The sequence below is a fragment of the Wolbachia endosymbiont (group B) of Aricia artaxerxes genome, assembly GCF_964026975.1.
Classification (GTDB): domain Bacteria; phylum Pseudomonadota; class Alphaproteobacteria; order Rickettsiales; family Anaplasmataceae; genus Wolbachia.
On record NZ_OZ034718.1, the window covers coordinates 219,013 to 244,846 of the forward strand.

General features: G+C 34.2%; 18 protein-coding genes. 13 read left to right on the forward strand and 5 right to left on the reverse strand.

Going from position 1 to position 25,834, the window contains the following annotated elements; translation table 11 throughout:
* Positions 1–87 precede the first annotated feature (87 nt).
* Positions 88–1,440: a glutamate--tRNA ligase gene (gene gltX / locus AAGE00_RS00970; protein ID WP_213863981.1), complete on the forward strand. Its 1,353-nt coding sequence runs from the start codon at positions 88–90 to the stop codon at positions 1,438–1,440.
* Between the two features lie 850 nt (positions 1,441–2,290).
* Here gltX and AAGE00_RS00975 read toward each other — a convergent pair.
* Entirely contained in the window at positions 2,291–2,746 is a 456-nt protein-coding gene (locus AAGE00_RS00975) for an Hsp20/alpha crystallin family protein (RefSeq protein WP_019236675.1), read from the reverse strand.
* A gap of 372 nt (positions 2,747–3,118) precedes the next feature.
* Between AAGE00_RS00975 and AAGE00_RS00980 the strand changes: the two genes are divergently transcribed.
* Entirely contained in the window at positions 3,119–3,826 is a 708-nt protein-coding gene (locus tag AAGE00_RS00980) for a pyridoxine 5'-phosphate synthase (protein WP_019236674.1), read from the forward strand.
* A 1-nt stretch (position 3,827) separates the two neighbouring features.
* Here the strand turns inward: AAGE00_RS00980 and AAGE00_RS00985 are convergent, their stop codons facing one another.
* The 3 genes from AAGE00_RS00985 to rplM all read right to left on the reverse strand — a co-directional run bounded on the left by AAGE00_RS00985 (position 3,828) and on the right by rplM (position 5,183).
* Positions 3,828–4,130, reverse strand: a complete 303-nt coding sequence (locus AAGE00_RS00985; RefSeq protein WP_213863982.1) for an HU family DNA-binding protein — start codon at positions 4,128–4,130, stop codon at positions 3,828–3,830.
* Positions 4,131–4,275: 145 nt separating this feature from the next.
* Positions 4,276–4,713: a 30S ribosomal protein S9 gene (gene rpsI, locus AAGE00_RS00990; protein ID WP_213863983.1), complete on the reverse strand. Its 438-nt coding sequence runs from the start codon at positions 4,711–4,713 to the stop codon at positions 4,276–4,278.
* An 11-nt stretch (positions 4,714–4,724) separates the two neighbouring features.
* A complete protein-coding gene (gene rplM / locus AAGE00_RS00995; protein ID WP_006014941.1) occupies positions 4,725–5,183 on the reverse strand; it encodes a 50S ribosomal protein L13 in 459 nt (152 codons plus the stop codon).
* Between the two features lie 131 nt (positions 5,184–5,314).
* Between rplM and AAGE00_RS01000 the strand changes: the two genes are divergently transcribed.
* The 4 genes from AAGE00_RS01000 to AAGE00_RS01015 all read left to right on the forward strand — a co-directional run bounded on the left by AAGE00_RS01000 (position 5,315) and on the right by AAGE00_RS01015 (position 8,629).
* Positions 5,315–6,550 (forward strand): TolC family protein, encoded by a 1,236-nt coding sequence (locus AAGE00_RS01000; RefSeq protein WP_026097234.1) that lies wholly within the window; start codon positions 5,315–5,317, stop codon positions 6,548–6,550.
* Positions 6,551–6,560: 10 nt separating this feature from the next.
* A complete protein-coding gene (locus tag AAGE00_RS01005) occupies positions 6,561–7,076 on the forward strand; it encodes a PopZ family protein (RefSeq protein ID WP_007302034.1) in 516 nt (171 codons plus the stop codon).
* Positions 7,077–7,151: 75 nt separating this feature from the next.
* Entirely contained in the window at positions 7,152–7,730 is a 579-nt protein-coding gene (locus tag AAGE00_RS01010) for an RlmE family RNA methyltransferase (RefSeq protein ID WP_007302033.1), read from the forward strand.
* A 173-nt stretch (positions 7,731–7,903) separates the two neighbouring features.
* Entirely contained in the window at positions 7,904–8,629 is a 726-nt protein-coding gene (locus tag AAGE00_RS01015; RefSeq protein ID WP_341815281.1) for an ankyrin repeat domain-containing protein, read from the forward strand.
* A 588-nt stretch (positions 8,630–9,217) separates the two neighbouring features.
* Here AAGE00_RS01015 and AAGE00_RS01020 read toward each other — a convergent pair.
* On the reverse strand, positions 9,218–10,795 hold the full coding sequence (locus AAGE00_RS01020) for a lysine--tRNA ligase (protein WP_213863984.1): 1,578 nt from the start codon (positions 10,793–10,795) through the stop codon (positions 9,218–9,220).
* 64 nt (positions 10,796–10,859) lie between these two features.
* On the opposite strand from AAGE00_RS01020, the gene AAGE00_RS01025 reads away from it, so the two are divergent.
* The 7 genes from AAGE00_RS01025 (at position 10,860) to AAGE00_RS01055 (ending at position 25,808) form a co-directional block, all read left to right on the forward strand.
* Positions 10,860–11,156: a type IV secretion system protein VirB3 gene (locus AAGE00_RS01025; RefSeq protein ID WP_006015054.1), complete on the forward strand. Its 297-nt coding sequence runs from the start codon at positions 10,860–10,862 to the stop codon at positions 11,154–11,156.
* 9 nt (positions 11,157–11,165) lie between these two features.
* Positions 11,166–13,571, forward strand: coding sequence for a VirB4 family type IV secretion/conjugal transfer ATPase (locus tag AAGE00_RS01030; RefSeq protein WP_007302030.1), 2,406 nt, complete (start codon positions 11,166–11,168; stop codon positions 13,569–13,571).
* Positions 13,564–16,140, forward strand: a complete 2,577-nt coding sequence (locus tag AAGE00_RS01035; RefSeq protein ID WP_007302029.1) for a type IV secretion system protein — start codon at positions 13,564–13,566, stop codon at positions 16,138–16,140. Before AAGE00_RS01030 ends, AAGE00_RS01035 begins: the two co-directional genes overlap by 8 nt.
* 17 nt (positions 16,141–16,157) lie before the next feature.
* Positions 16,158–18,530, forward strand: a complete 2,373-nt coding sequence (locus AAGE00_RS01040) for a type IV secretion system protein (RefSeq protein ID WP_213863985.1) — start codon at positions 16,158–16,160, stop codon at positions 18,528–18,530.
* On the forward strand, positions 18,527–21,427 hold the full coding sequence (locus AAGE00_RS01045; RefSeq protein ID WP_341815282.1) for a type IV secretion system protein: 2,901 nt from the start codon (positions 18,527–18,529) through the stop codon (positions 21,425–21,427). Before AAGE00_RS01040 ends, AAGE00_RS01045 begins: the two co-directional genes overlap by 4 nt.
* An 81-nt stretch (positions 21,428–21,508) precedes the next feature.
* Complete coding sequence (locus AAGE00_RS01050) at positions 21,509–25,195, forward strand: type IV secretion system protein (RefSeq protein WP_213863987.1); 3,687 nt, start codon at positions 21,509–21,511, stop codon at positions 25,193–25,195.
* Complete coding sequence (locus tag AAGE00_RS01055; protein WP_019236666.1) at positions 25,179–25,808, forward strand: hypothetical protein; 630 nt, start codon at positions 25,179–25,181, stop codon at positions 25,806–25,808. The genes AAGE00_RS01050 and AAGE00_RS01055 overlap by 17 nt, the downstream gene beginning before the upstream one ends.
* Positions 25,809–25,834: the final 26 nt, after the last annotated feature.

Genomic DNA, 25,834 nt, shown 5'->3' on the forward strand with positions numbered 1-25,834 from the left:
AATTGATCTTTCAAATTTACTATAGTTCCACGTTGTTGCAAGTACAAATTTTAGTTATCATCGGTTACGTTATCACAATAGACAAATATGCCAGGTATAGTCACTAGATTCGCTCCATCACCAACAGGATTTTTACATATTGGAGGAGCTCGCACAGCTTTGTTTAATTGGCTCTATGCGCAGCGTCATGGTGGCCAGTTTTTACTAAGGATTGAGGATACCGACAGAAAACGTTCAACACAGGAAGCAATTGATGCAATAATAGATGGGTTAAAATGGCTTGGAATAAGCTATGATGGAGAAATAGTATATCAATCAAAAAGAATAGATAGACATATTGAAGTTGCAAATCTTTTAGTTGAAAAGGGTAGGGCGTATCATTGTTACTGCCCCGAGAATGAAGTTGCGGAGAAGAAAATAAGAGCAAGGGAAGAAGGAAAAATATATAAGCATAAGTGTACTCATTCAACATCAAATGCAGAGCCTGTTGTTCGCTTCAAAGTGCCAGACTCAGAAGATATTGTTGTTGACGATAAAATATACGGCCAAGTTACAATAAGTAGCGACCAGCTTGATGACATAGTAATCTTGCGCTCTGACAATACTCCAACATATATTTTTGCTGTAGTGGTTGATGACCATGATGCTGGAATAACCGATATTATACGTGGCTCTGATCATCTCACTAATACCTTCAAGCAATTACTAATATACCAAGCTCTTGATTTTGATGTCCCACGCTTTGCACACGTACCGCTTATTCATGGAGAAGACGGGAATAAGTTATCTAAAAGGCATGGTGCAACAAGTGTTTGCGATTATGAAAAGATGGGAATATTGCCACAGGCAATGCGTAATTACTTGCTAAGACTTGGCTGGAGTCATGGCAACGATGAGATTATTAGCGATGAGCAAGCAATAGAGTGGTTTAATTTAGAAAGCATCGGTCGCTCACCTGCACGGCTCGATTTCAAAAAACTGGAGCATTTGAATAACCACTATATTAGTAATATGAGCAATGAAGATATTCTGACTCTAATGCTTAGAGAAAATACTCTAACTGACAAAAAAAAGAGCTATTTACTGCAGGGACTGACAGAGCTGAAAAAAAGAGCAAACTATTTGACCGAATTATTGGACTTAGCAAAATTTTATATTCAAGTTGATTTTAGTGAAGAAGCTCAGCAAATTGTCAAATCTAACCTCAATGTAATTAAGTTACTTGCATCATTTCTTTCGAGTGTAGGTAGTGAAGATTGGAATAAGAATTTTTTATCTTCTCAGATTAAGGAATTTTCAAAATTACATAATATAAAAATGAGCGATATATACCACTCATTACGCGCCCCAATAACTGGAATAATGGATGCGCCTGGAATCATCGATATCATGGTAATTCTTGGTAAAGATGAGTGTATAAAAAGATTGCAAGCAATTTAAATAAAAAATTACTTGACAGACTCTGGTGGCTTCATTATAGTGGAGAATGAAGATTTTTTAGGATCCAAAATCTATCTTCACCTGCAGGTTTTTTCACCAAATAATCAAATTTCAGCAAAAAATATATAAGTTTATTTTTGCTAGCTCTTTATTCATATAGGAGGGTTTATGTCTAGAATTCCTGATACTTGACTTTTATTTTTAAGTTAAAAAAACAATTGGCGCCTATGGTTTTCACATTAAATCATTTTAAATTGTTAAAGTTAATACGGGCTTTTTTTGCCTTTTTTTATTGGTATTTTTTTCATATTTTATTATATCATTATACTGTGGTACCATATAGACTTCAGTTTCATGATAAGGGGAGCAGGCTCCGTCTCAGCTATGGAATTAAAAAATGACTATGCATAAGATCTAATGGTGTGTCTAATCTATAGATAATTTTTTGTATTGCTAAGTTAATATTTTGCATATCTGTTCAGCAAAGTGGCAAAAAAGACAAGTAAATGAGTATCATGAAAGTAGCTTACACGTAGCTGTAGGAATATTCATTTTTTAAGGTAAATTACACAGCAAATATTGTCATTCAAGTACTGTAATTCCAGCTTCTATAATGTCATGCCAGTGCTCGACACTGGCATCGAGCAAAATTTATCACAAACAAGACAACATTTTCAATTAAAAAATCAGTGTCTGGGTGCTAAGATGACACCTTCATAAGGGAGCCAGCATCAGCTACTTTCATGACATTCATTTAGTTGTCTTTTCTCATTTACCTTATTTTGCCACTCTGCTGAACAGATATTAAAATAGCAAGCCTCAAGGTCAGAAGCCTGCTATTACTTACTGGTTACTTTACATCAATTTTCTTGGTGTGTTTCTCTGATTTAGGTATGGTTACATGCAATACCCCATCTAAAAAGTTGGCAGATACCTTATCTTGCTCTACATTTGTTGGAAGTTGAATAGATCTATAGAAAGAACCATAGTACCTTTCTTTGTGGTAAAACTGCTTATCTTTTGATTCATTATCACATGTTTTTTCACCCTTCACTATTAAGTTATCGCCAGATATACTAATGTCTATGCTTTCTTTAGGAATACCTGGTAACTCTAATGATAGGCAATAGCTTTCCTTTGTTTCATAAAGGTCACAAACTGGTAGTAGGCTACTGCCTCTTTTAGAAAGCTCTGGGTTCCATCCTGTAAAGAAGCTATCAAATATGTCATCAACGGCTCTTTGTAACCCTCTTACACTAAAATTATCACGATTATTGTTTTTATTTAAATGAACTATATTACTCATGTTGTACCTCCTTTTACTAATACATGCATTACATAATCACTCCACTTATTAATTTCAATCCTAAATCTAAAATTTTTTAGATGCGAAAAATTTTCCCCGTTTACTATAACTTGATTATGAGAAAAAATCTTATTTGGATTACCACGAGTAGTTCTATAAACTAGATTAACTGTAAAAAAGGGCAAGTGTATGCAAATTTATTACTTCTCTTTCCACTTCCACAATCAAACAATTTTGAATGTTTCTTATTTGACTTGCCAACAATGAGAATTGGTATAATTGCTAGCTCCGTCTTTCAGCTATGGCATTAAACAATGACATGCATAAGATCTAATAATATGTATAATTTATAAATAATTTTTGAGGTAAATTGTGAAATTGGGCGTTAATATTGATCACGTTGCAACCCTTCGCAACGCACGTGGAGCTTCTTATCCAGATCCATTAAAAGCAGCAAAAATAGCTATTGATGCTGGAGCAGATTTTATCACCGTACACTTACGAGAAGACAGAAGGCATATCAGAGATGAGGATGTATTCAATCTAAAACAAAACATTAGCACTGAGTTGAACCTTGAAATTGCAGCTACGGAAGAAATGCTCAAAATAGCAAAAGAAGTAAAACCCTATTCGATTTGTATAGTACCAGAAAAAAGAGAAGAATTAACAACCGAAGGTGGCCTGAATATCGTGAATATGCACAGTAAACTTTCTGGTATAATAGAGGAAATGCATAGCTTTGACATAAAAGTCTCACTGTTTATCGATCCAAATATTAATCAACTAAAATATCTTGAGAAGCTAGAAAGAAAGCCTGACATAATAGAAATTCACACAGGGGATTACTGTGATAATCCATCAGAAGAAAAATTAAAACTTATTACTAACTCTGCAGAATACATTAATAAGCTAGGAGTAGAATGCCACGCAGGGCATGGCATAAATTATAAACATGCTAAAAGAATAAAAGAAATACCTCACATCTCAGCTCTTAATATAGGCCATTCTTTAATCAGCGAGGCTATATTTCATGGCTTACATAGTGTAACTAAAAAGATGAAAATGACAATATCTAAGTAGCTTATACTTTCTCTTTGGTATTTAAAGTACTTGAAAGAGCTTGACTTGCTTTAAACCTTACTCTTTTCTTTTCAGGAACGGTCATAATCTCACCATTTTGAGGATTACGGCATTGTCTTTCCTTACTTATAGCAGTAGAGAATGTCCCTATTCCATGCAAACGTATTTCACCTTTACGATTTAGATCGTTCTTGATTGTTTCCATAAAAATATCATGAATCTTACTCAAACTAGCTTTTGTTATATCTATACCTTGACTAGAGCACTCTTGACTCAGTTGGTTTACTATATCTTCTTTACTCATAAATTACCTTAATATTGAAAAATTACATAAACAGCATATTATGCTAATACCAATAGTCAACTAAATTCGTCATAAAAAGAGAAAATGTCATAAAACCTTGTAAGAACTTGTATAATATTTACAAAAAAATACCATTATGAAACAATTATCTCTTAGAAAACTGACATTTTTTCCGAGCTTTATGTTGACCATATTTCTTACGCTCAACAACACGTGAATCTCTAGTTAAGAATCCACCCTTACGTAATATAGAGTGTAGATCTTGACTTATACTACTTAAAGCTCTGCTTATTCCATGAGCTAAGGCACCTGCTTGGCCAGATAGTCCTCCACCTTTTACAGTTGCAAACACATCATACCTATCTAACATAGAAGTTACTATGAATGGCGCTTTAATCATTTGACACACTGATTCTCTTTTAAAATAAGAAATTAAATCATCTTTTTTATTAACACTAAATTTTCCACTTCCTGGCTTTATCCATACTCTTGCTACAGATTCTTTCCTTCGACCTGTAGCATATGAACGACCAAGTGAGTCAATCAATGCCTTTTTTGGCTGATCATTATTATTTATTTTCACTTTTTACTCCATTATTTCTTATTTTTACGATTTAAAGAGGCAAAATCTATTTTTTCAGGTTGCTGTCCTTGATGCTTATGTTCTGAACCAGAATAAACATACAAATTTTCAAACCGTCTACGTGCCATAGGACCATCATCAAGCATTCTTTTTACTGCCATTTTTATCACACGCTCAGGGAATTTGCCATTTAAAATATTATCTGGAGTAGTTTTCTTTAAACCACCAGAATAACCTGTATGCCTATAGTAGATTTTATCTTTAAGTTTCTTTCCGGTAAAATGTACCTTTTCTGCATTAACAATAATTACATTATCTCCACAATCCATATGAGGTGTGTATTCAGGCTTATGCTTTCCACGCAATAGCGCTGCTACAAACGCTGCAAGCCTTCCTACTACTAATCCTTCTGCATCTATAACAAGCCATTTTTTATCGACTTGTTTCTCTTTTAAGAAAAAAGTTTTCATATATCAATACATAACAGTAGATTATGATACACTGAGTTGCTTGATAGTGTCAACAACATTAGTTACAACATTAGTTATTGATTATTAAAGTAATTTATGCTAATAACTTAAACAACATGCTAGAAAGCAAAATGTTTCGATTGATTATTATACTTATAATTGCTTTTGGTACTATAGGTTGCTATGCAATCGATTTGGAAGAAGCCATAAGCAAAGCTATCAAAAACAGCTCAAAAATAAAGTCTCAGTTTTACCAATATAAGAGTGCTGAAAAACAGCTGAAATCTTCTGGATTGGCTGGATTTTTACCTGACATTAATTTACAATATAATTTCGATAGTAATTTTAATATTATTAACGATCGACAAAACTCTGGAAAGCGTCTAACATTAAGCCAAAGAATAATAGACGGTGGGGGCACTTTTGCTACATTTAGCCGATCAAGTCATCTTCTTAAAGCAGCAAAAATTAGATTTCAGCAGTCAAAGCAAGAAGTTGCACTCAGCGCTGTGAAAGCATATGTTAATGTTTTACAAAAGGCAGAAATATTAAAACTGAGAGAACATAAAGAACGTGTTTCTTTAGAACATTTGTCAGCTATGAAAAAACGCTTTTCTCTTGGAGAAGTTACTAATGCTGAGGTTTTATTCGCAAAAGCAAAATTTTCATCTTCTATATCCAAAAGAGTTGATGCTGAAGGTGAATTAAAGCTCGCTAATATTGCTTACTATCATTTAATTGGTGAAGATGCTGATAATCTTCACGAGACTAATGGTAAACTACCTTCTATACCAGAATTAAATGAATGTTTACAATTAGCAAAAACTAATAACTTGTCCCTAAAAGCAGCAGTTTATCAAAAAAGAGCAGCCGGAATGGAAGTGATCGCTGAAACTTCCAAGTGGCTTCCTTCTTTGAATCTAAGCGCAAGTAAAAATTTTGGAAAGGACAATATAAAATTGGACACGTTACTAGAAAATGTGAATGTTGTCTTTACTCTTGATATTCCGATCTTTAAAAGAGGAGTTAATGTTTTTGGTGTTAGTAGAGCTAAAATGGATGCAAAACAATCCACTTACGATTATTACGAAGCAGTAAAAAATATAGAACAAGCAGTTATAAATGCTTGGAATAACGTGCTGACAGCAAAAGCTATTATTAAAGCAAGTCAAGAAGCAGAAAAAGCAGCAGCTTTAGCATTGGAAGGAGTTGCGCAAGAAGTAAACTTAAATTTAAAGAGCACAATTGATCTTTTGGATACTGAAGATGAACTATTTAAAGCACGTTCCGATCTAATTCAGGCAAAAAGCAATTATGTAATTAGTGTTTACAACTTGCTTTTTATGATAAATAGTATAAACCTTTAAATTTAATGGTATGAGCGATAATCAATCTGTAAAAGATATACTAGAAGATATAAAAAAAGCTATATCGGGTAAAAATCCAAGTGGTGATAGAGCAGAAATAATAGATGAAGATGATGACGTATTATGCCTTGAAGAGGAGTATCCAGAAGACATCGAAGAAAAAGAAAATAGTGAAGAAGAGAATAATTGCCAAAGTGAGAAAATGAATAACCAATTTAATAGTTACAACTCAGAAGAGAAAAATTTGTATGATAATATCCAAATGAGTAATAACAAAGTGAGCTATCAAGAACAAAGTAACGAGCATTTAGTTTTAAAAGAAAATATGGAGGAAATTAAAACATTGCTTGAAAAGATGCAAAGCGAACTACGGCATAAACAACAAAAAAGAGCGGATCTTACTGTTGAAGAATTAGTTGTATCTCTTTTAAAACCTCAGCTTTCAGAGTGGCTGAATAAGTATCTACATGCATTGGTAAAAGAAGTAGTTGAAAAAGAGCTCAAAGATATAATCAATAATAAGTAGGTTATTAGTATAAAGACCAGAGTAAAAACAGCTAGAGGTAGAAAGTTATCTTCAACAAGATGGCTACATCGCCATTTGAATGATCAGTATGTGCAAAAAACCAATAAGGACGGTTATAGATCGCGCTCGGCATATAAGTTAATAGAAATAGACGATAAATTTAAACTACTCCAACAAGGGCAAAAAATTATTGATCTTGGCGCTTTTCCTGGTGGATGGTCACAAGTTGCATCTAAGAAAGGAGCGAGTGTGATTGCTGTTGACATAAAACCAATAAACGCAATTAGTGGAGTAGAGTGTATACAGTGTGATATTATCAGCGAACTTGAAATTTTAAGAGAAAAATTCAAGGATCACAAATTTGATGTAATTTTATCTGATATGGCACCAGAATCTTGCGGTTTAAAATCGTTAGATCATATCAGAATTATGCTTTTATGCGAAGCAGCGCTCAATTTTGCAAAGCATTTTTTGAATCATGATGGCAAATTTGTAGTAAAAATTTTTCAAGGAGAGTCTGATAAAGATTTCTGCAATGAGCTAAAAAAAATGTTTAAAACAGTAAGATACTTCAAACCAAAGTCAAGTAGATCTGAATCTACAGAAATGTATTTAGTAAGTTTAGGCTTTATTGGTGGCAACTATTCTGTATAGCAGGTACTTACAGAAATGTTGACGAATCTTATCCTATTAAACTGAAGATTAATAACGCTCGCACAAAAGCCCCTTTTTCTTGTTTAAATATTTATGATAATTAATTAAACTCTTGACTTTATTGCTTAAGTATATGATAATTAAAGTATATTATTATTATAGGAGAATTTTATATGTATTTAGCATTGTTGAAAAAGATATTAAGTACAGTAAATCGTGAAAATGATTTGAATGGTAATAACATAGTTGAAAAAATAAAAGAGCGAATAGAAAAAAGAGACCCATCTACTTATGAAGAATGGAAGAACGAAAGTTTTGATATAAATTATAAATTTAGTGTTTATGATTATTATGACAAAAAAGGATTAACATTATTAAATGTAGCATGTCTATATAATCAAGAAAATGTAGTAAAAGCTCTATTAGAAGTAAAAGGTATAAATGTTAATTTTCAAGATGGATCTGGAAAAACTCCTTTGTATATAGCTTTTGATAAAGGTCATCACAAGATAGTAAGAGCTCTATTAAAAGCCGGTGCTGATCCTTTAGTAAAAGTTCGTTGTAACAAAAATTTGGCAGAAATATTTACTAAAAAAGCAATTGGGAAAGCAGTAGACTTGGGTGCTCATATATTTATTATTGCATCTTGTATAGCTGCTATAGTAGTTACTTATGCATATTTTTTTGGTGTGTCATTATCAGTAGGTGCTATGGCTGGGATAGCTGTGGCTGCTGCTGTACTCACAGGACTTGTTGCTGGTGGTATTACGTATGAAGTGTATAAGCCTTGTGATGAGTTAAAGGACGCTATTGCAAAAGCAAAGTCAAGTCCTGGTCATAAGCTAAATGAAGTTGATTTACAATCAGAAATTTCTTCAAAGTCAAGTGTAACAGTGTAGTTAAGTAGAAGGAAGAAGTCTCTTCTTCCTTTTCAAGTAGCTGACACTGATTTTCATCCAAAATAGTTTCATTCAAGTAGCTGACACTGGTTTCTTACCAAGAAAAACTTAGCATAACTTTTGTGCTCAAAAAAACTTCTGGATTCCAGCATCAAGTGCTGGAATGACATGGTGAAATATTATTCAAGTAGCCTCTGTCTCAGTGTCCATTTGGTGTCATTCAAGTCAGCTCTCTTCTTGTCATCCCAGTACTGGGATTCAGAAAACTGACCAGGTTGGTCACGCGCTGGCTCTCTAAAATTACTTTAGCTACAAATATTAAGAAATTTACTAAATAAAAAAAGACAAAAGAATCCCTGTATAGCGAGTTTTAATAATGTAAATTGATAATGTGCTAACAAGCGCGATTTGGCTGAATGTAGAAAAAATAAAAAAAGCTGCTATAATTTTATGTAATTTGCCAATAAACACCTGAATTTTGTCGTTGAGCCCAAAAACAAGGATAAATACCTTTATTAGTATAATAAGGAAAGTGGGAAGGTTTGTCAAGTAATAAAACTAGAGGGCTCAAATGAAAGAAGGTAAACTCTAAAGTGTACGTTCAGTAGCACTTTCTATAAGAGAGATTGTATTATCTATCCCATAAAGCTTTATAAAAGATCCCATTCTTGGACCAGTTTTTTGGCCAAGCAGCGTTTCATACAGCAACTGAAACCAATCACGTAAGTTGCTGTAATTGTGCTTTTTTCCAATGGAAAAGACCTGAGATTGAATCTCTTCAGCAGTGGCGGTAATAGGCAAGGAATGTAGGTTATTCTTTAAATCTAGCAACGCTTCTTTCTCTTTTTCGTTTGAGGTTTTATATGCTTTTATTGGCTTGATAAAGTCATAATAATACCTAACTGCAAAATCTGAAAGCCTATCTAGCATTTTGTTGCTTTCTGGTGTAACGTTTGGTGCATAAGTTGATATAAAACCCCAAAGAATCTCTTTATTTTCAGCATTACAAGCTGCTGCCAGGTTTAAAAGTAAAGAAAAATTTATGCCTGAAGTTTCTACGTTTGGAACTTTACCCTGGTGGATGTGCCATACAGGGCTATTTACATCCTTTTCTTCACTCTCATTGTAACGCTTAGCAAACTCTAAATATTCATCAGTTGATTTTGGTATCACATCAAAATATAAACGTTTAGCTTTTTTAGGACTCTGAAAGATGTATAGCGCTAAACTCTCTGTTGGCGCGTAAGTTAGCCACTCCTCAATTGAAATACCATTTCCTTTTGATTTTGATATCTTCTTTCCTTCTTTATCAAGAAATAACTCATAGCAAAACAAAAGCGGTGGCTTTTCTCCAAGTATTTTACATATTTGACTTGAAAGCACAGCAGATGGAGTCAAATCCTTTCCATGAGCTTCGTAATTAACTCCGAATGCAGCCCACCTCATCCCCCAATCAGGTTTCCATTGCAGTTTACATTTTCCTTTTGTCACTGGAACTTCTATTTTTCCCCCGTTTCGGTCTTCATACGTGATTGTTCCTTTATCTGTATTTGTTTCAATTACTGGAACTTGTAAAACTTGGGAAGTTTTTGGGCATATCGGCAAGAATGGACTATAGGTTTGCTGCCTTTCTTCCCGAAATGATGGAAGCATTACGTCCATCACTTTATCATAATTTTTCAGCAGGAGTAAAAGTTTTTCATCGTAAACGCCAGATTTATAACACTCTGTTGCACTCCTAAATTCGTATTCAAATCCAAACAAATCAAGAAATTTACACAACAACGAATTCATGTGATGACCATAACTCTCATGAGTGCCAAATGGGTCAGGTATCATGGTTAATGGCTTGTTCAGATTCTCTCTTAGCATTTCCTGATTTGGTACATTATCTGGTATTTTTCGCAAACCATCCATATCGTCGGAAACTGCAATGATTTTGGTTTTTATACTAGGAGCTATTTTTTTTAGAGCGTTTGCAATAACTGTGGTACGAAAAACTTCCCCAAAAGTACCAATATGTGGTAAACCCGAGGGACCATAACCAGTCTCAAATATTATCTCTTTTTTATTAGGGAATTCTTGTAGTATTTTTTCTGCTTCTTGAAATGGCCAGCTTATAATCATTGAATTTAAATTAATTATCTTACCTAAAGTGCTATTCATTTCAATAGATTTTTAATTAATGATGTAGTATTAGTGTTAGAGCTCTTATTAGAAGGTTAAAGATATGTCTACTGGCAGCATACAAACGAATCAATTATTTAAAGGTCTTACAAGACCTGCAATGCTCTTTGGTGTGAGTTATATGTTTGCAATATTAAACGTTCTAATTTGCATGCTAATTTTCATTAATACAAATGATCTTAGAGTAATTCTCCTGATGTTACCAGGTATACATGGACTTGGCTATATAGCTTCTGCAAAGGAACCGTTGTTTATTGAGTTATTTATGGTAAAGTTGGGAAAATGTTCCAAATGTTTAAATCGGTTTTATCATGGAGCCAATTCTTATGACATTACTTGATGTTATGCAATGTTGAGATTTAGAGCTATTCAATCAAAGAATAAATCTATTCTAAGTAGAGAGGTTCACGCTGCCGAATTTATACCTTATTCTTGCTATTGGAATAGTACAACCTTGATAACAAAGCAGAATTGGTTAGTTAAATTTATAAAATTAAATGGCTTTGCGTTTGAAACGGCCGATGATGAAGACTTGGTGATACAAAATAATATCAGAAATCAGATGCTAAGAAGCATTTCATCTCCAGCATTTAGTTTGTACTTTCATACCATCAGACGTAAGAAAAATATTTTTTCTGATGAATTTGCAAATCAGAGTTTACCAAATTTTTTTGCTAACCATGTAAATCTAAAATGGAGAGAAAAACACGCAACTAGGCAATCTTTTATTAATGATTTATACATTACGATTATTCGTAGGGCAGATACAAAGGGAGTAGAATTTTTATCACATCTACTGAAAAAATTTGGGCATGTAACTTCAAAACATGCTTGGGAAAGTGATATGCGTGATACCTATGAAGATTTAGAGGAAACGACAAATCGTATAGTAACAAGCCTTAGGAATTATTCGCCTAAAGTCCTTGGAGTAAAAGAAACTCCAAACGGACTGTTTTGTGAAATAATGGAGTTTCTGTCTAGAGTTGTAAATTGTGGCTTTGTTACAAATACGCTTTTTCCACTAAAAACTGAAATATCAAGATACTTACCAGTTCATAGGTTATTTTTTGGCCATAAGATGATACAGGTTGTGACTCATAATGAAAGTAAATATGCTGGAATAGTTAGTATCAAAGAATATGGAAATAATACTTCCGCAGGAATGCTTGATTCTTTTTTACAACTTCCTTATGAATTTATTATCACGCAGTCTTTTCAATTTACAAATAGGCAAATGGCAATTGCGAAAATGCAGATACAGCAAAATCGTATGATACAATCTGCAGATAAAGCTATTTCTCAAATAGCAGAAATTTCTCATGCGCTTGATGATGCAATGAGTGGTAAAATTGCGTTTGGTGAACACCATTTAACTATCTTATGTATAGAAAAAAGCCCTAAATCATTGGACAATGCTTTATCATTGGTTGAATCGGAGCTTTCTAATTGTGGTGTTTATCCTGTTCGTGAGAGGGTTAATTTAGAACCAGCATTTTGGGCGCAAATTCCTGGTAATTTTGATTATATAGTAAGAAAAGGTACAATAAGTAGTCTTAATTTGGCCGGTTTTGCATCTCAACATAATTATCCTACTGGTAAAAAATTCAATAACCACTGGGGAGATGCTGTTACAGTTTTTGATACAACATCTGGCACTCCATTTTTCTTCAACTTTCATATAAGGGATGTTGGACATACTATGATAATTGGGCCAACAGGTGCTGGCAAAACTGTTTTAATGAATTTTTTATGTGCTCAAGCAATGAAATTTTCTCCAAGAATATTCTTTTTTGATAAAGATCGCGGTGCAGAAATTTTTTTAAGAGCACTTGGTGGTATCTATACTATAATAGAACCAAGAACTAAGACAAATTTTAATCCTCTGCAACTTGACGATACTCCTGATAATAAAACATTTTTGATGGAATGGATAAAATCTTTAATTTTAGTGTACAACGATAAATTCACTTCAGAAGATATTGCTAGAATTAATGATGCAATTGAGGGAAATTTTAAATTAAAAAAAGAAGACAGATTTTTGAGAAATCTTGTACCATTTTTAGGACTTGCGGGCCCTGATACTCTAGCTGGAGCAATATCTATGTGGCATGATGATGGCTCTCATTCTGCAATATTTGACAATAAAGAAGATTTGCTAGATTTTTCAAAAGCAAGAGTGTTTGGCTTTGAAATGGCTAGCTTGCTAAAAGATCCTGTTGCTCTTGGGCCGGTCTTGATTTATTTGTTTCATAGGATTAGTATATCGCTTGATGGCACTCCATCCATTATTGTTCTTGATGAAGCATGGGCGTTAATAGATAATCCAGTTTTTGCACCTAAGATAAAAGACTGGTTGAAAGTGCTGAGAAAGTTAAATGCTTTTGTGGTTTTTGCTACTCAGAGTGTTGAAGATGCAAGTAAAAGTGCTATTAGTGATACGCTTGTACAGCAGACAGCAACACAAATTTTTTTGCCAAATCTGAAAGCTACTAGTGTCTATCGAGATGTTTTTATGTTAACTGAACGTGAGTACATACTGATCAAACACACAGATCCAAGTACTAGATTCTTTTTAGTAAAGCAGGGAGTTAATGCTGTAGTAGCTAGAATAGATCTGAAAGATTTGGATGATGTGGTCAACGTGTTATCTGGACGTGCGGAAAGTGTTCTATTGTTATATGATATACTGAAAGAAGTCGGAGATGATCCAAAGATGTGGTTGCCTGTGTTTTATCAAAAGGTGAAAAATGTTTAAAACTAAACTGTCATTACTGTTAGTTGCGATATTTTTGTTAAATATAGATTTTTTGCTCTCGTATCCAGTGTTTGCAGATACAGTAAGTGGTACTGACAAAACGGAATTTGTTAGCAGATTTAATTCTACTGGCAGCTTTAGTCGTGCTTCTAATCCTGACTGTAAGGCGTTTGAAACAGCTGCAGCAGTTGCTGGGATAGCAATTGCTATTGGTGCAATATTTACTGGTATTGTTTTGATTGTCTCTTCTGCTGGTTTATTTACTGCTCTTGTTATCGTTGGAATGATAGCTGCAATTGTTGGGGTTTGGAAGGCGATAGGAGGACTTGTTGTTTGTGAGCATAGTTTTGTTAAACACCCAGTTGCACGTGATCATGATGGAAAGTATAAAGATTTCGAATTCTCAAAATCAGAATACTCAAAATATTCAGATTGCACAAATAAGAATTATCAAAAGGAAGATGAATATTTTAAATGTTTTGATGGGGCAAATGGATCAATAGAAGTAGGTAGAAAAATAGAGAAGGGCATTTTAAACTCCATACCTGACCAAAATACTGGTGGTTATTACTGGCCAAAAAACGGTGTGCAATACAGTGAATATATAGAAGTATGCCATAGAAATCCTTTAACATTTAGCAGATTGTTTTGGTTAGATACATCAATAAAAGCAGACTTTGATGTTAGAGAGAAGGACACTGGATATGAAGGTGGGTCATGGTCTCCAAAAGTTGATGGTGATCTGGAATGTAAAGTTCTTAAAGCAGGACAAAGCGAAACCATACATGGGTCAACATTCAAGGCAGTAAAAAAAATGGACAGATTGTGTGTGGAGCTGGCAAGTGTGAGAATGCTTGGTATCAAAATGACTCCTTGGCCGCAAGGGGTTGATATGGGATGCACAGAATTGCCACCTGACCCACTTGCTCCTATGTGTGAAAAATCTGTGATGATATTCAAAAATAAAGATGGTACAGGTGAATATGAGGAAGATCTTAATGATTCTAAAAATAAGGACAAAGATTACAAAACTATTATAAGGGAAAAGAAAGGAGAGGGAAAAATTTTTGTAGGTTATAATAATGCCAGTTGTTTTAGCCAGTATGTCTCTGAAGCTTGCTACAATCAAGCGGGAAGTAAGTCATTATCTCCTATTCCTATAACTTCTATGATAGTGCAATGTATTAAGGAGTCGTTAGATAATTTAGTGGCAGGTATTGATTCAAGTGGTAACTTACTTACAGACAAAAATGGACATGCTAAGGGTAGTTTTTTGTCTGTAGCACAAAAAAGACTGAAGAACACTGTTACTGCTATCTTAATTTTAGCTTTGATATTGTTCTCTATAAAAGTTATGTCTGGTGGAGTGCGTAGTCCGCAAGAAATGTACATGTTGATCATTAAATTCGCTTTAGTGATTTACTTTACGACAGGTAGCACTATGTCTCATTATTACGGGGAATTAACAAAACTTTCGAACGGCTTATCAGAAATAGTGCTTAAAGCTTCATCTGAGAGTAAAAATATATGTAATTATGAGGCAGGTAAAGATTATGAATACGATCGTGCAGGGCAGAAGGTATCCTACAGTTATCTTGCACCTTGGGATAGGCTTGATTGCAGAATTTTATTTTATTTAGGTGCCCCTTTAGATGGAATTGGTGGCAAAATTGGTACTGGAGGTGTTGCAACGTTAGCGGTCTTGCTTGGCGCTGCTCCTGTCTTGTTAGTTGCAGGTTCGGTGATTGGTATTATTTTCGCTGGTGGACAAATTTTAGTAGCTCTTGTCTGTATATTTATGGCCATTTTGATGATGATGGTTATTTTATGGATGTGCTATGTATTTATCTTATCTTTAGTTGCGCTTAGTGTAATTATCATCTTATCGCCTTTATTCATTCCTATGGTTTTGTTTCAACATACTAAAGGATATTTTGATGGTTGGCTAAAAGAGTTAATTACCTACAGTTTATACCCAGTTATCCTCTTTGCATTTCTATCTTTTATGTTCATAGCATGTGATAAAATCTATTTTAAAAATTTAAATTTTAAACTGGACGAGTCATATAAAAATGAACAACCAGACAAGTCATATGAAAAGAAACAAGCAGAAATCTCATATAGTAAGAAAAAACAGTGGTTTAAATTGAAAGATGGGGAATGTGATAAAAATGAAACTACTCTCGCATGTATGATGCAAAATTATAGCTTTAAAAAGAGCAGCATACTTGGTCTATTCGACTTTAGATACATGGAGTTTGGCAGCTCTCTAATCGGAGAATTATTAAAATTGTGTTTAGTATTATTCCTCTTTTACCACTTTTTAAACGTTCTTCCCGGCATGGCTGCTGAGCTTGCTGGTAATCACAGAGCAGCACTTGGTTCAGGTAGCACTCCTGCACAAATGGTGAATAAAGCTTTATCTGCTGCCAAAGCTGCTGCTGGAGGTGCTGGTCAAGTTGCTGCTGCGGCTGTAAATAAGGCAAGAGGGGCTATTGGAGGAGGTGGAGATGATAATAAGGGATCGGGATCTTCCTCTAGTGAATCTATAAAATCAGGTGGAGAGTGAGCGCAGGTGAGTAACAGATGTTTGAACATTTGAGCAACCAAAATTTGGTTAAGCTATGCATAAGTTTTGTGATACTCTTTTTATTATCTGGGTGCGGGTGTATTAAGCCAGAAGATTCATCAGGCTTGCGTGAGAAATTGGATATAGTTTCAACAGAGCAGAAATGGGTTGATTCTGGAGTCTATATTTCGGATAAAATAAAAGTAACAGAGATTAATATAGTACCTAATAAGGTTAATTTTTGTTCGCAATATCAAGATTTTGCAATTGAACCTGGAGTAAGAAACGTTACATTACCGTTTGCGCTTAAAGCTGGCGATGCGATAAGCTTTAGTGTTGTTGGAAGTAAAATGTGTAAAAACAATAATGGCATGGTCACCTGCAAAAAAATTGACGAAAATTGCAGTGAAGGGGAAAAGGAGTATTTTTCACATGTTTTAAATCAAGAGAAGTGTCAAGGTGAAATATGTCCTAATAAATATGAAATAGGCAATGCACAATGGTTAAATGGAAAAGAGTACTGGTCTTCAGAATTAGATCAAAGTGAAAGAGAGGAAATTAGAAATGTCATCGACTCTATAAAACAGCAAGGGGAAAATGTAGACTGTAGCAAGCTTTCAGAGAGCAGTGCAAGTAAGATAGATACGCGCATTTTAAATTTACTCTGTGGACGTATATGTAAATTTTCTTTCGGCAGCGGAGAAAAAGGTTGCGTATATATTGAATACAATAGTATAGAAGGTGAGATATTCAATACTTTAAATTCTAGAGGTGAATCTGTTATTGCTGAAATTATTGATAACGTATTAAAGGAAAAACGGGTAAAAACTGACATTACACTATTACGTGTTCACATGGATAATGAGGAATTTGAACACATTCCAGGAGGCGGTATATGTATTAACTGTGATCATAAGATAGATCGTAACCATCCAAAACCAGAGTTAACTTTTAGTTTAGGTGATGGTAAGGGCAAGGGTGGTTTCAATATAAGAGTAACGAAGAACCATAGTCTAAAAAACAACTTATATATACATGTTTCTGATAAGTTTCCTGAGCACAATCCTGGTGAAATTCTGGGGGATATACCTGTGGATATCAGTGAAGTTCATAATACTGAGTATATGGAAAGATTAAAAGAAAAGCTAAAAGACAAGAGTGGCACTATATATTACGGAATAAGAGATCATGGCTGTGATTATAAGAAAAATGAGGGTCAATTTAGTATTAACCTTACAACTAAAGAGCCACCTGTAAGAACTTTTAGTGCGATATATAATTTTTTTGATGAAAAAGTAAAAACTGCATTTTTCGGTTCTAGCTACAAAGACACTAACGCGATTCACTCTGATACTAGCCCTGTGAAGTCTCTTTATCAAAGTTTTGTAGCATCAAATAGAACAAATACCATCAGATCTACAATAGTGTCGTTATTAGTATTATATATAGTTTTATACACCCTTTATTACTTTTTTGGATTGTCTCATGCTTCTATATATGAATTTTTAATTATATGTGTAAAGATAGGAGTTATTACCCAATTGCTGAACGATAACAGTTGGAGTTTTTTTTATAACAATGCATTTTCTATTTTTGTTAATGCTCCAAAACAGTTAATAGAAATAGCAAATTTCAGAGGTACAACATCAAATGTTTTTGAATTTCTTGATTTACCGCTCAATAGGTTTTTATCAGCACACTCAGTGTTACTAATAGTATCTCTTATATTCTCCGGTCCTTTGGGTATTGTATCGTTTTGCTTGGTGATTTGGGGTTTGATAACAGTGAGCTTATCGATGTTTAACGCCTTATTTTCTTTTATCACATCTATAGCAATAGTTGCATTATTGCTTTCCTTGGCGCCTCTTTTTATTATTTGCCTTCTATTTGGATATACTAGACAGATGTTTCACAATTGGGTCAAAAATTTAGCAAGATTTGCAATTCATCCGGTAGTGCTTTTAATTTTTATATCATTAATAAGCCAGGTTATGGATTATATTGTGTATTCGGTCTTTAATTTTGAGGTCTGTCCTACATGTATACTTAATCTTAACTTAAAGATTTTTAATCCTTGTATTATTTATGGTTATGCTTCCAAACATGCACCTAATATCACCGCTATGATGGCTTTTGTGATTTTGGGACATGCTATGAAAGCTTTAGTTGAGGCATCTTCAACAATATCTGATTCGTTGTTTGGTGTTTATGTGGCAAGCGAACCAGGAAGGCAATATCAGCAAAGCTTAATGGGAACAGTAGGTTTAGATGAACAAAGTATCCAAAGAAGAGCAGGTCAGCAATCTGGTACACCAAGTCGAAGACCTCAAATACCACAATCAGCTCAAAGATCAGCACCTAAAATACCGACAAACACAGGAAATCAATGATGAGCAGAAAATCATTATTATTGATACTATGTCTTGTAATTACTGGCTGCACAATGGATTGTGTTGAACCTGGGCTGCAGAGCAGAAATACTAGTGTCAGTATAGATGTTCCAGTTCGTGAAGCTGGCGAAGGAGTTAAAATTCATTGGGTTGATTCTGGTCAAGTAATTAGCAAGGATGAGAAAATCAAATTTACTCTTGGTGGGTCAGTAAATTTTTGTCCTCTTAAAGAAGGGAAAAATCCAAAGAGAGTACTTGTGCCCGCTGTATTTTGTGCTAATGGTTTAATACCAAATTACAGTAATAAGTTAACTGATAATGCTAGTCTTGATGAACGAGAAATATGTGGGGATATAGGCTTTGGAAATAATGAATTCTATAGCAATAGACGTTATGTAGATACTGGAATTAAAGCAAATCCTGGTGATAAGTTAAGCTTTAGCTTAGTTCCCAGAGAGATAACGATTGATTATGACAATCCACAAGGAAAAGGTATCAGTTTTGATGATAATTGCTATAGAACTGAAAAAGGGGATGAAAAAGATAGAGCTACAATAAGAGACATGCTAAACGGAGGAAAGTTCTTTTGTGGAGAAAGTGGTAAAAGAACTGTAGTAGAATTTCCGCCGCTGAATAAAGAAGAAATGAATAAAAGAAGAGTGCTAGTTGGCAATGGCTACACTCCATATGATAATAAGGTACATTTTAATAAGGATTATATTCAAAATTCATGGATAAATGGTGCGTTGTTAGATCTACGACGAACTAAAATAGGACTGAATGAATTATGTAATGGGAAAAGGTGTGATTTTAATGAGCTGAACAAATACAGTTCTTATGAACTTAATTGTTACTATCCGAATATATGTTACAACGCAAAAGGTATAGGGGAGAATTGCGTCTCTTCTATAAGGTATGAGAAGTATGATAAAGGAAATACATGTGACATGTATTCTCACCTTAAACGTATTGAGGATGAACTAAAAAAGATTGAAGAAAATAAGAGGGATTCTAAGCAGATTGACATTAATTTAATATCAAATTCTAAATTAAACTTCAAAGAGGACAGAGGAGATATTTCTTGGGCCGAAGCTCTTGTTGCAAAAATTGGCGATTTTGATGATCAGGATACTGCTAAAGGTATTCAATGTTTTCCAAATGAGAAAGGTGCGAAAGGAGATAATGTATGTTCACAGATTAATTATAAATTTGAAGATTACTCTCTGAGATTAAATCATGATTATAAAATAAAAGGTATAACACCTGGTAGTAGTGTGATGCTTGCTATAGCAAGTAATGGCAACTACCAACTTCATAGAGGTGGATATCATGTTGAAGTAACTAGATCATGTAACTTTGATGGTGGTAAAAAATTGTATGTGTACTTAGGTGATAATCCGCCAAGGGATCCATCTGCTCGAAAGACTAATGATTTCAAAAAAGTAAAGAGGTTGGATAAAATAACAGAGGATAATGTAGACTATTACATAATAGATGGAAGTCATTTGGTAAATGAAGAGTCTAAGAAAATATATTTTGGTATTAATGTAGAAAACGTAGAGAAAGATGATATTACGGACAAAGATAGCAAATATTATGAAGATAACAAATACACAGTAAATTTATTTTTAAAAAGAAAAATAAACGATTTGATTTCATCAACTGTAAACAAGATTTTTGATTTCATAACAGACGGGAGTGAAGACGGAATTAAAATTCCATATGAAGGATATAGAAAGGGGCTTCTACAAGGAATAAGAGCTTTGCTTATTCTATACGTTATATTTACTGTTGTTGGCTATATGCTTGGAACAATACAATTAAGTAAATTCGATTTTATTATAAGAATATTCAAAATAGCATTTATAGCTTTTGCTTTTAGTGATAGAAGTTGGGAATTCTTTGGTACAACTTTGTCTGGGCTTTTTGTTGAGGGTAGCATTTATTTAGTTGATAGTTTTTCTGGCTATATAGGAGAAGGAGGTAAAAAATTTGCATTCTTAGATTTAACAGCCGGAGTATTATTTACAGGAGAAACATGGCTGAAATTTTTATCTTTAATGCTATCAGGACCTTTTGGCTTTATTGCATTTTTGGCAATACTTTATGCTACTTTTGTGTTTTTAAGATGCATTATTAGTGCTACGTTTAAGTATGTAATATCTACTATTTTAGTGGCATTTTTATTGTCATTGGCACCTTTATTTATCGTATTTATTCTATTTCAACAAACTAAAACATTATTTGATAATTGGATAAAAACGCTGGCTCATGTTTCATTGCAACCAGTCATTTTATTTTCATCCTTGTCTCTTTTAAACCAGTTAATGTATTCAGTTCTATACAACCTCACAAATTTTTCTGCATGCTATCAATGCTTAATTAGTGTAAATTTTTTATCGTATGATCTGTGTCTTATGAAATCAATATTACCTCTTGGGTATAGTCCTGGTACTAGTGTTGATGTTGCGCTCAGTACTGGAGAAAGGGCTGGTGGGCACTTTGCAGCATTACCTATAGATCTAATCCAGGCATTTATATATCTCATCATTGCTAGTGCAATGGAAGCTTTTGTTTCTATATCAGAAACTATGGCGCAGGCGTTGTTCAGCTCTGGTTATGGAGTTGCTCAAAGTGTTAGTCATATTTCTAGGAGCGCATCACAAGCTATGCTGTCAACTGTTGGCCTTGATGATAGAACCCAAAATATGATACATAACATCAAGCAGGGAATGAGTAAAGATCGTAGCAAAATTGAAGCTAAATTGCCTGATACACCAAAGCAAGCAGATGAAAAAGGGAGTTCTGGCAAAGAAATGAGCAAATCTGAAACACTAAGCCAGCCAGATAAGCAAAAGGATTCTGATAAAACAAAAGGACAAGTCAAGGAAGATTGATGAGATATATGGAGTAACTAATTAAAAAGATATTTGAAGTAAGGTTTTAGAAATTTATTCTGTATTGGAAAAAGTTTAGGTATGCAATCACGCTTAGGCAAATGTTGGTTTAGGTTATTAATTTTGGTAATCTGTGTTCTGGTTACAGGTTGTAGTAAGAATGATATGCCTTTTCCAAGGTGCATATCTGCTGATTATTTTGGTCCTGAACCAGTTGCAGTTGGTGCTCATTTTTCAAAAGATCACGATGCTTTTATTCCGGAAGATCAGGAAATTATAGATCCTGAAACCGGAGAAATCAATTATGGTTTTCACCCTAATCAAGTAGTGAAGTGGAAGGATACCGGCCTTGAAACCAATGGAGATAGTTTAGTAGTACGAGTAAATGGTGCATGGACATCTTGGAGCAATAGTAATAAGAAGAAATCTCAAAGTAGTTATAGTTTGGAAAGTTTGGAGCAGTTAAAATATGCAACCAAATTTGAAAGAGGGAAAGGTGACAACAGTCTGCCTGACTTTCACTTAGTTTGTAATGATTATAAACCTAGCATACAAAAATTTTCAAGTAAGCCTAAAGAAAGTTGCACTGTAAAGTGCAAGTGCATTAATGAAGATGATAGCGCAAATACAGTATCACGTGGTGCTCCATGTTGGTTTACTAACGGCCATGGTGCTTATCTTTTATTTAAAAGGCCTAGCGATTCTAGTCCTAACGAAAATTTAAAATCCATGCGTAACCCTGAGTCTCCTACTGTACATCTAGGTTACAATTCCGTAGCGGAAGATGGAAGTGGGCTTTTTACTTTAGACAGAGATAACACCACATTACAGGACAGGAGTTGTAATACGGTGAGGTTAGAAAAAGGATGGAAAATATATGTAAAGATATTAGATAGATATTATCTAGATAATGCAGGTGGCTACTCTTTTGAATTTTTGAGCGGAGTGCAGAAACCAAGTAACTTTGGATTTTTTGATTACATTTATAACTATCTAAAATGTGTATTATTGATTAACGAAAATTGTAAAAAGCATTTTGATAGCAATGATCCTGCAGCTGCACAGGCGATGTTCGAAAATATAGCTGAAAAAAGTACGAGCTTTCACAATTTTGTTCTTTCCTTGCTTGTTCTATTTATAGTGATTTCATCGCTTCTTTATCTTTTTGGAATGATAAGAGAAACTAAGCATGATATGCTCATCAGAATGATGAAAATCACTCTAGTAATAGTGCTTATATCTCCTGGAAGTTTTAGATTTTTCTATGATCATTTTCTTGTTTTATTTGTTAAAGGTCTTGAACAATTGATAAGCATAATTACTAATTTTGCTCCCAACATGAACACCGGAGGTAATTCAAACGTTGCTCAAGGAAATGAAGCTAAATTGTTTAGCTTCATGGAGGATATGTTTAATAAGTTTTTTGCTTACTCTGTTTGGAAAAAGTTTGCAGCATTTTTACATTATCAAATGTGGGCAAGTCTCCTTATGATACCGGCAATTTTTATAGGGATTGTCTTATATTTCCTGCTGTGTATGTATGCTTACATAATATTCCTTTCTGGTTTTATGGGTATAGCTTTTCTTGTAGCTATAATGCCGCTATTCCTAATCTCTATTTTATTTTCACCACTGAAAAGTCTATTTGAGGGTTGGATAAAATTCTGTATTAGTTTCTGTTTGCAATCAATTATGATATTTACCCTGCTGTCATTACTTGCTGCGATGATAATGAATACCTTTTATAAACAGTTAGGCTTTACTGTGTGCTATAATAAATGGCTTGAAATAAAGTTATGTGCTCCAAAATGGGTATTTGGTGGTTTTTGTATAATTGATAAAGAATACTTTAGCTGGACTCCAGGGCAAATTTTTGTACCTTATGCTATTGGAGAGGCTTCTACATTGAACGTAGATAAGAATATAGAAGGTATAGAAAAACTAAGCAGAATAGGTGGTACAGTAAAGTTTACTGGTGGCGCTGGATATATCCCTCTTCCACCAGATTACATTAATAAAGGTTTTCGTTATATAGATTATCCTTTCTTTAATCCAATTCCTGGAACTAAAGATAATCCAGCAGACCACTATATTGCGGAAAGTGATATGATAGTTAGTAATGGCTGTAGTGCAAAAGATCTAGTACGCTTAACAAATAGTTTATCTCATGCATCAGAGAGGGCTGACATTATATTACTGATCAACAATATAGAGAAAAGGATAGGTGATGTTAGTGAAATAATAAAACGCTACTGTCAAGATATAAATAAATGCAATAGTTATAGGGAAATAATTAATGAAATAAGATCTTTAGTGCGGAGTGCGATAAAAAAACAAGGTTGTAGAATACTGAAACTTCATGATTTATATAAGGATCCCAACAGTGAATACTGTCAGAAATGTAAAGATTGTGAGGATTGCAAAAATTATAAAGAAAATAGTGATTACCAAAGGGTGCAAGACATACAGAGAGGTTATTTAATCAACGCAGGAGAGATCTTTGTATTGTTCTTGCTTTCGTTTTTGATGTTTTCTTTGAAGGAGTTTGTACAACAGATGGGCTCAAGCATTGCCGGTGGTGGGTTTGGTGTTTACAATATATCTAGTATGTATCAAGCATCACCTGTGACTGGTTTAATGCAGGGATTAAAACAACAGATGCAAGATAAAATTGGTGGAGGGCTAGAGTCTTTAGGTAATTGGGCTACTCATGTACCGGACAGATTAGCTGGAGGTACAGCTAATTTGCTAGGTAGAATACCAGGAGTTGGGGGTGTGCTGAAATATGCTATTAATGTGCCACGTAAGCTTGTAGGTGCTACTATTGAAGCAACAAAATTTGCAACATCACCTAAAAATGATGTTGATAAGCTTGAGGAAAAAATCTACAGGGCGTTTGGAATTGATAAAGAAGATATTGCACATAGAAGAATTGATAAATATTTAGAATATTATAAAGGATATGTAGGATCACATTTGGGCTATACAATAGAAGATGCTATGAAGTTTACTTGGGAACATGGTCTCGACTCTATAGGAATTAACCCTGCTACAGGAGAAAAGGATGGTTACCAGCATAATCTACTCTATAGAGCAAAAACATATAGACGGGAATTTCTTGAGAAGCTTCATGATTACACTATCGGCCGTAAGAGAGAACCAGAAAAAGACAATCCTGATCAATCAAATAAGGTAGAACGAGAGTTAGGCACGGAACTAGTAAGAGATAACCATGATCAGCCACTAGAAGAAGGCGACCCTCTTCGACTACGAGGGGGAGGTCAGCCAGATAAGGTAGTACGAGAACTAAGCACAGAACAAGAAGACAAGCCTAATCAACTACAGCATGATCAGCCAACAGAAGAAGATAAGCCTGATCAATCAAATGAAGTGACACGAAATTTAGGCACGGAACCAGAAAATTTAAAAAACACTACAGAAGCTATAGAAAGACGTGCCGAAAGAGCTAGAAAAAAAGAAGAAAGAGATCAGAATGATGTTGATGATTTTGGGTCTGTTTTTGAAGGTATGGAAAAGCGTACTGAAAGAGAAGGAAGAAGAAAGCAAAATGAGGTTTACAGTCCTTTATCACTTTTTGAGATGAATACTTCAGAAGCGATAGAAAAACGTGCTGAAAGAGCTAGAAGAAAAGAAGAAAGAGATCAGGAAGACAAAAGTTATGATACCTCATCACTTTTTGGAGAAGACAGAGAACGTGAGGGTAGTGAAAGAGCTGATAGCAGAGGTGATAATGACGAGGAATCTTAATTTTAAAGGACTAAGTTATTATGGTCTTCAGCAAGACGAAGATGGTAATATCAAGTTAAACGATTACAATGATGTTTTAAATGCGCGCAGAGCGAGGGTAGATTTGTTACTAGATAGCACTAAGCAAGGTGATGTTAGTCTTTCAAAGCTAAATAAAGCTCTGAATGAGAGACTTATAGATGATAAAGGGCTATCGTCAGAATTTGACAAAGAAGACAAAGAAATTGCACAGAAGGAGCTTAAGATGTTCTCTATTTTAGACGATCTTGATAATCTTGCAAACATTGAAAGTGAAGATCTATTAGAGGTTAGTTTGTTACTATCAGATCTTAGTTTTATAGAGAGAAATATTGTGTTGAATGCCGATCAGAGTTCTGATCTAATAGGGTTCAAAAGTCTATTTATAGAAAAAAAAGCATCTGGTGAGGAATATAGTGATGAAGAGTGTCACAATTTCCTCGATAGTATAGAGAAAATCAATACTTTAATTAAGTTAGAGTTAGAAAGTAGAATTGAAGGGATGGGTCATGATGAAAAAAACAACCATGATGATTTACAAGACGAGATTGGTCGTGCAATCAGTATAGAGAATAAATCAAAGAAAAGCGATTGATCTTGCGTTCCTCCACAAGCAACCTT